Origin of the sequence: Actinospica durhamensis, from assembly GCF_018139695.1 — a bacterium.
GTDB lineage: Bacteria > Actinomycetota > Actinomycetes > Streptomycetales > Catenulisporaceae > Actinospica > Actinospica durhamensis.
The window spans coordinates 12,989-27,261 of the sequence record NZ_JAGSOG010000031.1; the positions used below are offsets into that span (position 1 = coordinate 12,989).

At 64.8% G+C, this 14,273-nt stretch carries 13 protein-coding genes and 1 pseudogene; 10 read left to right on the plus strand and 4 right to left on the minus strand.

All coding sequences use genetic code 11. The features are described from left to right. Nucleotides 1–156 precede the first annotated feature (156 nt). Genes KDL01_RS09395 through KDL01_RS09405 form a run of 3 tightly spaced genes read left to right on the plus strand, consistent with a single transcriptional unit; the run spans nt 157 to nt 4,753 of the window. Nucleotides 157–2,475 carry an ATP-binding protein gene (locus KDL01_RS09395; protein ID WP_212527999.1) on the plus strand — a complete coding sequence of 773 codons (2,319 nt, stop codon included), beginning with the start codon at nt 157–159 and terminating at the stop codon, nt 2,473–2,475. A gap of 6 nt (nt 2,476–2,481) precedes the next feature. Beyond that, nucleotides 2,482–4,140, plus strand: a complete 1,659-nt coding sequence (locus tag KDL01_RS09400) for a DEAD/DEAH box helicase family protein (RefSeq protein ID WP_212528000.1) — start codon at nt 2,482–2,484, stop codon at nt 4,138–4,140. A 4-nt stretch (nt 4,141–4,144) separates the two neighbouring features. Next, nucleotides 4,145–4,753 carry a hypothetical protein gene (locus tag KDL01_RS09405; RefSeq protein ID WP_212528001.1) on the plus strand — a complete coding sequence of 203 codons (609 nt, stop codon included), beginning with the start codon at nt 4,145–4,147 and terminating at the stop codon, nt 4,751–4,753. Between the two features lie 197 nt (nt 4,754–4,950). Here the strand turns inward: KDL01_RS09405 and KDL01_RS45180 are convergent, their stop codons facing one another. Beyond that, nucleotides 4,951–5,682 carry a very short patch repair endonuclease gene (locus KDL01_RS45180; protein WP_307846201.1) on the minus strand — a complete coding sequence of 244 codons (732 nt, stop codon included), beginning with the start codon at nt 5,680–5,682 and terminating at the stop codon, nt 4,951–4,953. Nucleotides 5,683–5,738: 56 nt separating this feature from the next. Further along, nucleotides 5,739–7,076, minus strand: coding sequence for a DNA cytosine methyltransferase (locus KDL01_RS09415; RefSeq protein WP_212528002.1), 1,338 nt, complete (start codon nt 7,074–7,076; stop codon nt 5,739–5,741). Between the two features lie 199 nt (nt 7,077–7,275). Between KDL01_RS09415 and KDL01_RS09420 the strand changes: the two genes are divergently transcribed. After that, complete coding sequence (locus KDL01_RS09420) at nt 7,276–8,139, plus strand: Eco29kI family restriction endonuclease (RefSeq protein WP_212528003.1); 864 nt, start codon at nt 7,276–7,278, stop codon at nt 8,137–8,139. Here KDL01_RS09420 and KDL01_RS09425 read toward each other — a convergent pair. Then, nucleotides 8,127–8,852, minus strand: a complete 726-nt coding sequence (locus tag KDL01_RS09425; RefSeq protein WP_212528004.1) for an Eco29kI family restriction endonuclease — start codon at nt 8,850–8,852, stop codon at nt 8,127–8,129. The two genes, KDL01_RS09420 and KDL01_RS09425, sit on opposite strands and share 13 nt — an antisense overlap. Nucleotides 8,853–9,091: 239 nt before the next feature. Between KDL01_RS09425 and KDL01_RS46755 the strand changes: the two are divergent. From KDL01_RS46755 to KDL01_RS09450, 6 genes and pseudogenes are all read left to right on the plus strand, one after another. Continuing rightward, nucleotides 9,092–9,835 (plus strand): annotated as a pseudogene (locus tag KDL01_RS46755) (IS3 family transposase); the annotation flags it as partial. A 58-nt stretch (nt 9,836–9,893) separates the two neighbouring features. Then, on the plus strand, nt 9,894–11,267 hold the full coding sequence (locus KDL01_RS09430; RefSeq protein WP_212528005.1) for an IS30 family transposase: 1,374 nt from the start codon (nt 9,894–9,896) through the stop codon (nt 11,265–11,267). Between the two features lie 13 nt (nt 11,268–11,280). Next, nucleotides 11,281–11,562, plus strand: coding sequence for an integrase core domain-containing protein (locus KDL01_RS09435; protein ID WP_212528006.1), 282 nt, complete (start codon nt 11,281–11,283; stop codon nt 11,560–11,562). A 211-nt stretch (nt 11,563–11,773) separates the two neighbouring features. Continuing rightward, the gene (locus KDL01_RS09440) at nt 11,774–11,971 is read left to right on the plus strand and encodes a hypothetical protein (RefSeq protein WP_212528007.1); all 198 of its coding nucleotides are present in this window, start codon (nt 11,774–11,776) and stop codon (nt 11,969–11,971) included. A gap of 502 nt (nt 11,972–12,473) precedes the next feature. Further along, on the plus strand, nt 12,474–13,181 hold the full coding sequence (locus tag KDL01_RS09445) for a transposase (RefSeq protein ID WP_212528008.1): 708 nt from the start codon (nt 12,474–12,476) through the stop codon (nt 13,179–13,181). 45 nt (nt 13,182–13,226) lie between these two features. Further along, complete coding sequence (locus KDL01_RS09450) at nt 13,227–13,859, plus strand: IS3 family transposase (RefSeq protein ID WP_307846206.1); 633 nt, start codon at nt 13,227–13,229, stop codon at nt 13,857–13,859. 20 nt (nt 13,860–13,879) lie between these two features. On the opposite strand, the gene KDL01_RS09455 is transcribed toward KDL01_RS09450, so the two are convergent. Then, complete coding sequence (locus tag KDL01_RS09455) at nt 13,880–14,260, minus strand: hypothetical protein (protein WP_212528009.1); 381 nt, start codon at nt 14,258–14,260, stop codon at nt 13,880–13,882. Nucleotides 14,261–14,273 lie beyond the last annotated feature (13 nt).

Genomic DNA, 14,273 nt, shown 5'->3' on the forward strand with positions numbered 1-14,273 from the left:
TCCCCGGAGATGGGCGTGGACCGGTACGGTTATCACCGTGTCGACCTTGGATACTACATTCGGCAACCGTCCTGCGGGATTCGCTCCTTCGAGCGATAGCCGGGTTTCCGCACGTGAGCGCGCCACTGCCAACGACGAGGTGTGGAGGGAAGCCCGGTGACCGAAAGCGATATGATCAACATCTCGCCGCACCTGCGGACCCTGAGCGTGCTCGGCGATATCGAGTTTCCGCCGTGGCAGTGCCTGGCCGAGCTCATCGACAACGCCTTCGACGACTTCCTCGCAGCTGGCGCCATCGATACCGGCGTGAGGCCCACTGTCACCATTACCTTGCCGACGGCTGCCGCTAACCTGCGCAACGCTGAGGTGCGTGTCACCGACAACGGACGCGGCATGGACCTCCAGACGTTGAGCATGGCGATTCGCGCGGGCTGGACTGGGAACGACCGGCATGGAGCGCTGGGTCTGTTCGGGATGGGCTTCAACATCGCTACCGCGCGACTTGGTCGCAAGACGCGGATCATGACTACGCAAGCCGGTGATCCTGACTGGATCGTCGTCGACCTGGACCTGCCAGCGCTGGCCCGCGTCGGCCAGCACATGGTGCCGGCGCGACGCGAGCCTAAAGCGGACATCGCCGAGCACGGCACCACGGTACTCATCAGTGATTTGAAGAGAGAGCACTTCGACGCGATCGCGCGGCCGGCATCCCAGAACAAGATTCGCGAAAAGCTCGGCGACGTCTACAGCTACCTGCTCCTGGAGCGCGACTTCCTCATCACGGTTAACGGACGCAAAGTCCAGCCTCGTCGTCACTGCGTGTGGGACGAGAAGCGCTTCGTTACCCGCAACGGTGTCGAAATCAGCGCCATCCAGAAGATCAATCACCCGCTCCCGTCAAAGGCGGCCTGCCTGGAATGTGGTCACTGGAACGACCCTGACGCCAAGGTCTGTGAAGACTGCGAGAGCACGCGGCTGGAGCCGCGCGAGCGGCGGATCCATGGCTGGCTTGGAATCCAGCGCTACGCGCACATCTCCGACTACGGCATCGACTTCCTCCGCAACGGCCGCAAGATCCTGCAGAAGGACAAGCGGATCTTCCTCTGGGATGACCCCGACGGCATTGCCGAGCCGGCACCGGAGTACCCGATCGACACCAAGAACCCCGAAGGCCGCATTGTCGGTGAGATCCACTGCGACCACGTGGCGCCCAACTACCAGAAGAACGCCTTCGAATACGACAGCCACGACTGGCGCACCGTAATCCGGACCATCCGGGGCGACGGCCCCCTCCGTCCGAAGATCGGCAAGGCACTCGGCTACCCGGACAACAACAGCAAGCTGGCCTTGCTATATGCCGGCTTCCGCCGCAACGACCCGGGTCTCAACTACCTCATTCCAGGGGACGGCCGCACCGCCCTGCGCACGCACCCGCTGGAGTGGGCCAAGCGATTCCACTCCGGTGACGCCGAATACCAGAGCGACGAGATCTGGTACCAAGCCGCCTGGCAGCACGATAATCCCGTACAACCCGAACCGGACGAGGCCGCCGACGACGAGATCCTCCCCGGGATGGGAATCGACGACGACACCGACGACTCGCAGACGCCGGGCACCGGGAGCACTCCGTCCTCCGGTGCGACCCCCCAACCCGAGACGCTGGACCAGCGACTGCAGCGCTATCGGGATCACGCCGAAGTCGTCAGGGATCTCACCGGCCGTTATGAGGCACCGGATCTCGGCCACCTGGAGTTGACGGCGTGGGCGGTACGCGGCCAAGAACTGCTTGACAGACACGATCAACCAACGCCCTTGTTCGTTCAGATGTCTCGCGCTCCTCGAGCCGAGGCGTTCATCGACGCCAACCACAAGCTGTTCAGCGAGTTCGGCGTCGACATGCGCGACCAGGTCCTCGTCGAGGTCGCCGAGTTCCTGCGCGTGCGCAAGGGTACGGTGAACCTGCCGCTGTCCGGTGTGCTCTCCGACCTGAAGGCCCGATCCAACAGCACCCGCGTCACTCCGGCGGGTATCGCCGACGAAGCCGAGGCCCTGCTGGCCCGAGTGCGCGAAGGCATGGCCGCCGCCGTCGCCGCCAGCCCTTCCGACTATTGGAAGCTACTGACGGACGGAGAGCGCGCCGCAGCCGAGAGGACCTTCGCCGCAGAGTCCGGTGCCGCGTCCTGGGACGAGGCCAAGAACAACGGCGACTTCCTACTGTTCACCCCGGCCAACACGCTGATCCGCATGATCGAAAACAGCCCTTCCGCTTTCCTGGACGGCAACGTCTTCGACCGTCGGTATGCGACGCTCACCGATGAGGGCGCGCGAACCCTGGTTGTTTCCCGGCTGGTCGGCCTCATCGGCGACCTCGCGCTTCTGGAGGAACACCGGCCCAAGACCCTGGACTTGGACGAGCTGAACAGGGCCCGCATCAGCTGCCGGCTGCTTGGCCGCGAACTGATCAGCGTCGAGTAGGCCGACGTGACCGGATTCACCGACCCAGCCTCGCTCCTGGACGCCGGACCTTTACAGTTCCCGCGACGCGTCGAGAGGCTCCTGTGGCACGCCGGCTTCACCGATGTCGCCAACATCGACGGACCAGGCGACGGTGGCGGAGACCTGCTCGCTCGTTACAAGGGCCGGGACTGGGTCGTACAATGCAAGTGGAAGCGGCAGGGCGCGGTCGGCGCCGACGCCGTCGAGGAAGTGGCTCGCGCCCGCGATCTCTACCGCGCGAACCACGCCATCGTCGCCACCAACACCCGCTTCAGCTCCGACGCCCGACGCCGGGTCGACGAACTGGCCCGCATCGGACCAAAGATCGCGTTATGGGGCGGCGGTGACCTCTCCAAAGGCTACGACCGCGCCCCCGAGCGCTTCGGCGCCGTCACGCTGCGGCCCTACCAGACGCAGGCCCGCGACGCTCTGATTCGCGGCATCGACGAATCTGGACGGGCGCTGCTGATCCTGGCAACCGGACTGGGCAAGACAGTGGTCGGCGGTGCCGTCATCGCCGACCACCTGAACCGCTACCCCAGCACCAACGTGCTCGTACTCGCCCATGTGAAGGACCTCGTCCAGCAGCTTGAACGCGCGCTATGGCGCCACCTGCCGAAAAGCGTGCCGACTAGGCTCCTCACCGGGGACACCCGCCCCGACGATCTGAAGGGTGTGACCTGCGCCACCATCGCCTCGGCGCTGTCCGCCGTCCGGTTCGGGTACCGCCCGGACCTGGTGATGATCGACGAAGCGCATCACCTGGGCGCCGACGGACACTACGACGAGATCCTCGAACTGCTGCGGACCTCCCGCCAGTTCGGAGTCACCGCGACCCCTTGGCGGGGCGACGCCTTCGACATCACCGACCGTCTGGGACCGCCGAGCTTCACCCTCGGCATCGAGGACGGCATGCGCAACGGCTACCTCGCCCAGGTCGACTACCGGCTGTTCGTCGACAACCTTGACTGGGACACCGTCCGCGCGGCCTCAGTGCACTCCTACGGCCTGGCCGAGCTCAACACCAAGCTTTTCCTCCCGCAGCGCGACGAGGCGATCCGCGACGAACTCGCCGACATCTGGGGCGCTACGACCAACCCCCGAGCGATCGTCTTCTGCCGCACCAAGGAACACGCCGAGCGCCTCGCCGACCTGCTACGCCGCGTACCGAGGTGGTCAGACGCCCAAGCCATCCACGACGGGCTCAGCCTGCGCGAGCGTCAGCAGCGGCTTATCGCCTTCCGCGCGGGCACCGTACCGATCCTGACCGCAGTGGACATCCTCAACGAAGGCGTCGATGTCCCGGACGTCAATATCCTGTGCTTCGCCCGTGTCACCCACAGCCGTCGCATCTTCGTCCAACAACTCGGCCGCGGCTTGCGCCTGAGCAACGGCAAGGAACGAGTCACCGTCCTAGACTTCGTTAGCGATCTGCGACGGATCGCCGCCGCGCTCAACCTCAAACGCGCCCTCGACGGCGATCTAGAAACCCTTGACGACCTGCGAGGCTCGCGCATCGACTTCTCCAACCAGCGCGTCGCAACCCTCATGGAAGAGTGGATCAAGGACGCGGCGAGTCTGGAGACCGCGTTCGACGAGCACCAGCTTCAGTTCCCCGCCGCCCTCGTCCCCCAGGATTGGTGATCGAGTGTCCCGCATACCCGACAACGTCCGCGCCGAAGTGATCGTCGAGCTGTACCGCCAGGCGGACCAGCTCGACTGGGAGATGCTGTCGACACGGGAGAAGACCACCCAGTATCAGCGGTGGATCGACGACCCCGCCGTCGGGGGCGTCCTGACGAAGTACCTACCGGCCGAGGAAGCCAGAGTGTGGATCAAGGACGTTCCGATGAAGGAGTTCGTCCGGGCCCAAGAAGGACTGAACAACTTCAGCCAGTACGTTGTGCGCCGATTCGCTGGGCCCGAAGAGATCGTCAAGCTGGCCCTCGGCCAGGGATGGCGAGTCGTGCCGGATTCCGCCGGCGAGAAGCCAGCGCACTGCCGCGCCACCGACGGCACGACCACCCGCTACCTGTGCTGGGGTAAAGACAACACGATGCGCGACCTTGTGTGGGCGGCGCTGAATCAGGCCATCGACATGAAGACGACCCCCTTGATCATCATTACGTACCGCAGTGGGCACGCCGTGTCGAAGTCCGACCAGCAGCGACATCTCGAGGTCGCACGTCATTGCGGGATCGAGCTCAAACACATCCAACGGACCATGGTTTCCAACGTGCCGCCCAGAATCGCCTAGGGCTGAGAACCCGGCGAGGCGCCAGCAACCCCGTCGATTACCGCCTTCGATGATCCGTTCCAGGCACTTGCCGCCATCGAGAGTGCCCATGCCGACCGCCGCCGCTGGCATCCGCCGCGACGCCCCTACGCGTTATACCGCCGATTCCCGAGCGGAAAGGACGACTTGGCAGATTGAAGAGCCTGAAGAGACTCCTATTAATAACCCCGCGAGTGGCGATCTTGATTCCGCCGTCGCGCCACTAGCACTGCGCCTCTTACTCGCTCGGCCGCGATTGACGCGTCTTCATGTTCCCAAACGCGGATGACGATCCATCCTTCCTGTTCCAGGAGTCGGTCAGTCTCGGCGTCCCGCTGCTGGTTCTTCTCGATCTTGTCTGACCAGAACTCGGTGTTCCGTTTCGCGGGCCTGTAATGCTCCGGGCATCCGTGCCAGTAACACCCATCCACGAAGACGGCGACCTTGACGCCCGTGAAGACGACATCGGCTGTGCGTCGGATGGAAGCGAGTGGCCTGATGGCGACGCGGTATCGGAGTCCGAGGGCGTGGAGAGAGGATCTGAGGCGCAGTTCGGGCTTGGTATCCCGACTGCGATTGCCGCGCATGCTCGCGGTGACGTCTACCGAACTCGCCCACGCCGTCGCTGCAGGGGACTGGGCCGCGAGCGTGTCGGGGAGCGCGATCCCCTTCTCTCGGGCGAGTGCCCATGCTCGCTGGAGATTGACTGAGCGAGTATCGCCGTCTACCTCGCCAAGGTAGGCTTCCCGCGTACGTCCTTTGTCAGACCAGCGCAGGTATGCGCGGATGCGCCGCGAGTGCGGGAACACCCTGAGCGCGACGGAACCGAGTGCGATGCGGCCGTCTTCCAGAGGCACTACGCGTCTGTCGTGCCCGCCAGCCGATGCGTCCTGCTCCCCAGCGGGTGACATTCCAGGGGCTCGCTTCCATGCACGCTCGTCTGGCCGTGTGCCCTTCCAGCGAGAGGTCACGCGGCTTCTTTCTCGCCGTCGTTCTCCGCCGCTACGCTATCGGCGTAACGCAGTGCGTCCGCCACGGCGGTGGCGAAGCGCTTCCCGAGCAGGACGGGCACGGCGTTGCCCAACTGCCGCATCTGGTCGCCGCGACGGACGTTCCGCCCGGGGACCCACGTGTCCGGGAACGTCATGACACGAGCGGTCTCGCGCACGGTCATGTAGCGGTGGGTGCCGTCGTCCAGGAGTACGACCGACTCTCCGCCCGGGACGCCGTGGACCCCGGCTTTGACGGTCTTGGCGGGCCGATCGAGCAGATTCGGGGTATGGCCCGGATAGATCCGCGCGCCTGGCCAGCCGATATGGTTAGGGACGACGCACTTGGGATGCTGCTCGTAATCAATCAGCCCGTCCTGAGGGAGGGGTTTCTCGTCACGAGTCGGATCACCCATGATCGCGTCGCGTAGAGTGCGCCACGGTTGAAGCGTGAGACCTTCGTCGTTCTCGTCCACGCTCGGGACAGACGCGGCAACGCGCTGTTTCACGTGCTTGGGCACGGGCTTGTGCCGCTTCCAGTACTCGCTCTTGACGTCACGCAACTGTTGGAACAACGCGGCTTCCGAGTGGGTCCTCCTCGGCTTGAACTTCTCCTCCCACAGCTCGTCGCCGATGTGGGCGTACACGTCCATGCGGAACCCCACGATGATCACTCGGTGACGGACCTGTGGGACACCGTAGTCCGCCGCGTTGACCGGGATCGCGGAGACGACGTAGCGCCGTGCGCGCTCATCGTGATCCGCCGGCTCAATCCCCACCAGACCCTTGAGCTTCTCGTTGTGCTCTTCCCAGACCGAACCCTCGCGCTCGACGAACGGCATGCGAAGCTCGTTGAGGATGTAGTCGAAGTACGGCCGGAAGGATGGACGTAGCAGACCACGCACGTTCTCGCAGATGAAGGCCCTCGGCTGGATCTCCCTGAGCGCCCTGAAGAACTCGGGGAACATGTTGCGCTCGTCCTCGTGGCCCTTGTGGTCGCCGCCGAGGCTGAACGGTTGACACGGTGGCCCTCCCGCCAGGAGCGACACCTTGTCGCGGAGATGCGCGAACTCGAGATCTTGGACAGGGCCGCCCTTAAGAGGCCACTTCTCGCCACGCTGCCGAGGGATGTGGGTCTCGCCCAACCACGGCGTGGCCTGGTTGGCGAGCAGCGTCTCACAGGCCTTCGGGGCGAACTCGTTAAGCAGGAGATGGCGGAACCCGGCCTCGTGAACGGCCATGGCGAGCCCGCCGCCGCCGGCGAAGAGCTCGACGCTAGTGCCCGCCTCACTGGAATGTTCAGCCTGGTCGATCATAGAGAAAGTGTACCGCGGAGTTGGCGATCAAGAAAGCTTTTCGCTGAAATGCCCGGTCACGACGGCGCGTCGGCAACCGGTCGGGCCGCGGTCGAACGCGCGTTCTACATGGTAGCGTCGCCGCTGGCACTCGCAGCGTGCGGTCAGATAATGTGAGGAACCGGTTGGCATCAGGAGCGTCCAGGGGTGAGGTACCGACGTGAGTGTCGCGAGACAGGAGCCACACCACTTCGCAGATTTCCGCCTCAGCATCACCAAGGCCCTCGGTGACCAACTGGGGGAGGAGATAAGGAAGCTCACGCCCGCGCCGCTGGCGCCGAGCGCACTGAGTGGCCTCAAGCCCGAGCCCGGCGTCTACCAGCTGTATCGGCGCGACAAACTCGTTTACATCGGCAAGGCCGACAGGTCCCTGCCGGAGCGCCTTGCGCAGCACGGACGCAAGATCTCCGGACGCGAGAACATCTCGACTAGCGAGATGACGTTCACGTGCCTGTACGTCGCCGAGGACTTCTCCGCCGTGGCGCCAGAAACCCTCCTGATCAAGCAGCATCAGGGGCATGGGCAGGCCCCGTGGAACAACAACGGCTTCGGGAACAAGGATCCCGGCCGCAATCGCGACCGCACCGTAGTGAAGTCATCGCACTTCGATGCCCACTTCCCCATCAACCTCTCGACCGCTGTCAGCGTCCGCCGCGGCGTGCACGGCGCGAAGCATCTACTCGAGTCGCTCAAGGATTCCCTGCCATACAACCTGCGCTACGACGAGGTCTTCAAGGCGAAGAGCGGAGCCGCGCTGGAGCGGATCGAGGTACTGGAGAGCCCCACCACAGCACGGGAAGCATTCCGGCTGATCGTCGGCAGCCTGCCAGCGGGCTGGCAGCTCACAGCCCTGCCGGGGTACGCCATCCTTTACAAAGAAGCGATCGCGGACGTCTATAAGAGCGCGCTGGTTCGGTGGCGGCGCGACGAATACGGGCACGTAATCGAGACGGCGGGCGCTCACATCTTCAGCGCCGACGACGGGACTCCCCCGCTCGACACCGACGAGAGTTATGACTCTTGATCCTCTGTGAGTTGCCCGATTTCGACGGGTGCCATCGGTGAAAGCCGTTCCAGCGCGTCCATCGGGGGGTGCTCGGTGAAGTGTGCATTGATCGCGTGCGCGATCTGCTCGGGACTGCTCTCGTTCGCCGCGCGACCCTTCGCGAAGGGCCTTCCAACATGCACCGTGTCCCACTTCGACATCTTCTGCTCGCCGCGGCCTGATCCCGGGCCGTGAATACCGAAGCCGTCGACGACACTGTTCCAGACCGGCCTCAGCGTCTTGATCATCATACCCTCGGCGAGATGGATGAACGTCTGCTCGGTGACGAGGTAGCGGTAGGTGAAGTCACCCGCGCTGAGACTCTCCTCGGCGCACCTGACAGACTTCCTGTGGTCCTTGATCCTCGCCCAAAGGGGAAGATTCGCCTCGTCGTCGCGAACGGCTTCTTGACCTGTGCGCGCGCCTTTGGGGATCGCCCGTCCGACGTAGATCGGGGTCCTTATGCCTGAGATGGGCACATAGAGTGGATTCGGTCCACTATAGAAAAGTGCATAGATGCCAGCGCCACCGAACGGCGGCAAAAGGTCATCGAGAGACTTCGGCGGACACTCGAGGAGCTTCCTGCCCACGCTTCGAGCGAGTTCCGTCAGCTCGAGGGGGTTGTATCCCGGGCCAGCCGACTTGATCGCCTCAAGCTTCACGGCCTTCGAGTACCGTTCCTGCTTCGTCACGCGCTAACCTTACCGTTCGCCGCGAATCGCGGACGAGCCACACCACGCTCCCCACGGTCCAGCAAGCTCGGTTGTCAGCGGGCAGGGGCTGTCACTGTGGAGTGGACGCGGTTTATGCCACCACCTCGCCGCATCGTGGCTTTGACATGCGGCGGGATGGGTTCCGGCGTTCGTCCGTCGCGCTGCAGGACAGCAACGGAACGCGGGTAGCGGGGCGACAGCTGCCAGGGTTCTGGTTCATGCCGTCTCGCCGCGCCAGCCGTCGTGATCTCGAAGCCGCTCTCGCCGACGCCCGCGGGCAGCTACGGCGACAAGAACACGAACTACGGGACCTGCGCGAGGAAGCCGACCTTGGGCGGAAATCGGCCGAAACCTTGATCCATCACGCGCCGGCCCGGGAACGGTTCACGTTCATCCACACGCTCCGTAACCGGTTCGCAGTCCGGCGAATCTGCCGGATCATCGCCACCGACCACGCCGGCTACTTCGCCTGGGTCCGTGCGGAACCCAAGCGCACGGCCCGCAACCTCGAGGACCGGGAGCTGCTGCAGCTGATCACCGAGATCCACACGGCCCATCCCGCATATGGGGCGGAACGGGTCACCCGGGAGTTGAAGAACCAAGGGACACAGATCGGCCCGCGCAGGGTCTCCCGACTCATGCGGGAGAACGGCATCGCCGGAATCACCCGGCGCAAGCGCCGCAACCTGACCAAACCCGACAAACGCGCTGCCGCGATCCCCGACCTGCTCCAGCGCAACTTCACCGCTCCCATGCCCGGCCTGAAACTGACCGGCGACATCTCCTGTCTCCGCACGTCCGAAGGATGGATCTACCTCGTGACCGTGATCGACCTGTGCAGTAAAGAGTTGATCGGCTGGGCCATCGCGGCGCACATGCGCACCAGCCTCGTAGCCGACGCGATGACCATGGCGCACGGCCGCGGCCTGACCGCCGGCAACGCGATCATGCACACGGACAGAGGCAGCCAAGGCGGATTCAATCGGTCGTCGCAACGCCTCGATTCTGGAGGTGAGAGCGGTGGGTGTAGGGCCGCGGCAGCGGGCGGTTCGCCGCTATCGGGGGCAGATTCCTTCGCCGGGGCGGCCGACGGTGGCCTGGCGGGAGGACCGGGTTCGGTTCTGGGCGGAGATCGGGGCAGGGGGCTGTACGGAGGACGCGGCCGCGGTCGCCCGCGTGTCTGCGCCGGTGGGGTTCCGCTGGTTTCGTCACGCTGGCGGAGTGAATCCGCAGCTGCCCTCATCCACGTCGGGCCGGTATCTGTCGTTTACTGAGCGCGAGGACATCGCGGTGTGGTGGGCCCAGGATGTGGGTGTGCGCGAGATCGCCCGGCGGTTGGGACGCTCGCCCTCGACGATCTCGCGGGAGGTGCGGCGCAACGCCTCGAGCCGGTCCTACTATCTGGATTACCGGGCCTCGACGGCGCAGTGGCACGCCGAGCGTCGGGCGCGTCGGCCCAAGGTCTCGAAGCTGGCTGCGAACGAGCGTCTTCACCAGTACGTCCAGGAGCGGCTGGCCGGGGAGATCCGCATGTCGAACGGCACGATCGCGTCGGGTCCCGCGGTCCCTGTGTGGCACGGACGCAACAAGCCGCGCCGGGCGGATCGGCGCTGGGCGACCGCGTGGAGCCCGGAACAGATCGCGCACCGGTTGCCGGCGGAGTTCCCCGATGATGAGTCCATGCGCATCTCGCACGAGGCGATCTACCAGGCCCTCTACGTCGAAGGCCGCGGGGCGCTGAAACGGGAGTTGGTCGCCTGCCTGCGCACCGGTCGTGCGCTGCGGGTTCCACGCGCTCGCGCCCGGCAGCGCGCTGCGGGCCACGTCACGGACGAGGTGATGATCAGTCAGCGGCCGGCCGAGGCTGAGGACCGTGCGGTGCCCGGTCATTGGGAAGGCGATCTGATCATCGGCACCGACCGGTCGGCGATCGGGACGCTGGTGGAGCGCACGACACGGTTCACGGTCCTGTTGCACCTGCCGCGGATGGAGGGCTTCGGTCAGCAGCCACGGACCAAGAACGGCCCGGCGTTGGCCGGCTACGGCGCCCACGCGATGAAGGACGCCATCGCCGAGACGATCACGACGATGCCCGACCAGCTGCGACGGTCGTTGACCTGGAACCGTGGCAAAGAACTCGCCCAGCATGCCCAGTTGACGATCGACACCGGGCTCCAGGTCTACTTCGCCGATCCGCACAGCCCCTGGCAGCGCGGCACGAACGAGAACACCAACGGGCTGCTACGCCAGTACTTCCCCAAGGGCACAGACCTCGCGCGCTGGAGCGCGCGGGAGATCGAGGCCGTCGCGGTCGCCCTCAACAGCCGGCCGCGCAAAGCACTCGGCTGGCGAACCCCTGCCGAGGCCCTCCGCGACGAGCTAAAGTTACCCTAAACGGGACAATGCGTTGCAACGATCCCTTGAAGCCAGTCAATATTTCGCGAAGACATACCAGCGGCTCCTGCAGCGCCTCGAGATACGACAATCCACAAGCCGTACCGGCTCCCGCCTCGACGGCACCGCCGCAGAATCCTTCTTCGCCACGATCAAATCCGAGATCGGCACCGAATCCTGGCCCGACAGAGCCAGCGCCCGACGCGACATCGAAAACTACATCAACGACTACAACGCCCGGCGGCTACACTCCGCGATCGACTACCAGCCGCCCGCCACCATGTGCCTCGCATGACAAACCCGCATGTCAACGGACGCGTAAGACTAGCTGGTGGCATAAACCGTGTCGAATCCAACTACCTGCATGCCCGGCCGGACGACCTGGCGGCAGCGCGCGACGCCCTCGGCCGCAAGAGCGGATAAAGAATCTTGAGATACACCCTTGCTTCCAGCATCTCTTGCAGTATCGTTTCCAGTAACAGCTACGCGACAGCGAAGGGGCCGCAGTGGAGCAGGCCGAGAAGGTCCGCGAGATCCGGCTTCGGCGGGCCGCCGAGCGCCAGGGCCTCAAGCTGACCCGTTCGCGCCGCCGCGATGAGCGTGCGCTCGACTACGGCAAGTACTGGCTGCTGCGCGGCGACGAGAAGGTCACCCCGGCGGAAGGCGTGGGTCTCGACGAGATCGAGGCCTACCTCACCCGCTAGAGAAGATCGTTAGACCCGTTGTGAGAGTTTGTGAGAGCAAGGCCCCAGTAACACGAAAAGGGCCCCATCCTCTTGATAAGAGAACAGAGCCCTGAACTGCGGACTAGCCGGGTCGTACGTGGTGCGCCCGAAGGGATTCGAACCCCTAACCTTTTGATCCGTAGGCGGGATGGGCCAGCTCCCGGGCATGCCAATCCGGGCCGCAACGTCCGGCTTCTCGCATCTGATCCGGCTGCCCGCCGCCCTCACGTCCTACCGACGCCAGATGCTCACGCTCTGTCCACACCCATCCGCTCGCCCACCACTCGCCCGGCGGCGGAACATCAACACCCTTCGGCTAAAACCGCTCAGCGTTGTCGGGGTTGGCATCGATGTGGATGACTGCTCAGCCCTCGGCGCACCTGACCCGGCCCGAGCGTAGCGGCCACGTGTCGGGTGCCCGGGGTTCACTCCAACCTGCGAGGACCCCGACGAGGCCGGCACTCCGAACCTGATCACGAACGTGCTGACCACGGCCGCGACCACGCCGGACAGCAGCGCGACCGTCCCGATCCACCGGGACCTGGCCGAACACGGCCTTGCTCCGGCCGAGCACTACGTGGATTCGGGCTATCCGTCCATGCCCATCCTGGTCGCAGCCCGCCGCGAGCACGGCATCACGATGATCACCCCGCTGCTCGGAGACAGCTCGCGCCAGGCCAGAACCCGCAACGGCTACAGCCGGGACGAGTTCGTCATCGACTACGACACCCGCACCGCCACCTGCCCGCAGGGTGTGACCTCGGCACACTGGAACCACTGCACCCAGAACGGCATCGAGAAGATCCACATCGCCTTCCCCCAGCGCGCCTGCTGGACCTGCGACGCCCAGCCCGCGTGCACCAGCAGCAAGGCCCGCCAACGGCGGATCACCGTCTACCCCCGCGAGATCCACCAACTCCAACAGGCCACCCGCACGGCCCAGGGCTCGAAAGACTGGCGACGCCTCTACCAGCGCCGCGCCGGGATCGAAGGCACCATGAACCAAGCGGCGAACAGCGTCGGCCTGCGCAAAGCCCGCTACCGCGGGCAAAAGAAGGTCGAGCTCGAACACTACCTCGGCGCCACCGCCATCAACATCACCCGGCTCGACGCCTACTTCACCCACCAGCCACTCGACCACACCCACACCAGCCGGTTGATACGCCTCCACGCAGCGACAACGAATTAACCAGCAGGATCCTTCAACCTGTGGACCCGGGCCGAAGCTCGCCGGATCGCGCGCACCGAAGAGGAACAGGAGCTTCTCGAACCGATTGTCGAGATCCATGCCGCGCACCCGGCGTACGGGGCCGAGCGGATCACCCGCGAGCTCAAGCGGCAGGGCTTCGAGGTCGGCCGGCGCCGGGTCGCGAGGTTGATGCGGGAGCACGGCATCGCTGGAATCACCCGGCGCAAGCGTCGGAACCTGACGAAGCCGGACAAGGACGCGGTCGCGGTCGCGGATCTGATTCAACGGCAGTTCATCGCGCCGATGCCCGGATTGAAGCTGATCGGGGACATCAGCTGCTTCCCGACCGGCGAAGGCTGGCTCTACCTCGCGACCGTCCTGGACCTATGTAGCAGGGAGTTGATCGGATACGCGATCGCGCCGCACATGCGCGCCGGCCTCGCCGTCGAAGCAATCACCTCGGCACATCGTGCCGGTCTGGTCGCGGGCAACGCGATTATGCACACGGATCGCGGATCTCAATACCACTCGAGACGCTACCGCAACGCGCTCGGGCGACCACGACCACTTCCGCGTCGCCCGACGCGACCGAATCGGCGGCATCCTCCACGAATACCACATCGCAGCCTGACCAGTATGGACGGACTTCTCGGCACCTTCAACTTCAAATTGAATTAGTACCTCCAGAGCCGTTACAGCTACAACTCACGCCATTCTCCAAGGCTTTCCGGGGCGACCGAATCAAGAAAGTTTTGAATAACCGTCCATGCGCGATCAACGCCCATCGCAAATTCCCCCGTGAACTGCCCTAGTTCCCCCATGATTGGAACTTCAACCATGGCATCAATTGGAGCGATCCCATCCCCAACAAGAAGGAGCGTGTGCGCGTCGGCAATCAAGTGGATAACTGCATAGTCCTCTTGGAACCCCATTGTCAGCTGAACGTCGTCTCGATCGCTTAAGCCTACCTCGACGTATCCACGCCCGACTCCTCGAAGAGGGACAAGCGCCTCGTAAAATTCAGCAGTATCTGAAGTTACTTCCACGGGAGAATAGTGTCCAGAATGCGGATCACTCATACACCATACGATG

What these genes read in the sequence shown, in the direction of transcription:
- KDL01_RS45180 (WP_307846201.1), bottom strand. Translation starts at nt 5,682, where the DNA reads ATGTCACCCGCTGGGGAGCAGGACGCATCGGCTGGCGGGCACGACAGA.
- KDL01_RS09415 (WP_212528002.1), bottom strand. Translation starts at nt 7,076, where the DNA reads ATGATCGACCAGGCTGAACATTCCAGTGAGGCGGGCACTAGCGTCGAG.
- KDL01_RS09455 (WP_212528009.1), bottom strand. Translation starts at nt 14,260, where the DNA reads ATGAGTGATCCGCATTCTGGACACTATTCTCCCGTGGAAGTAACTTCA.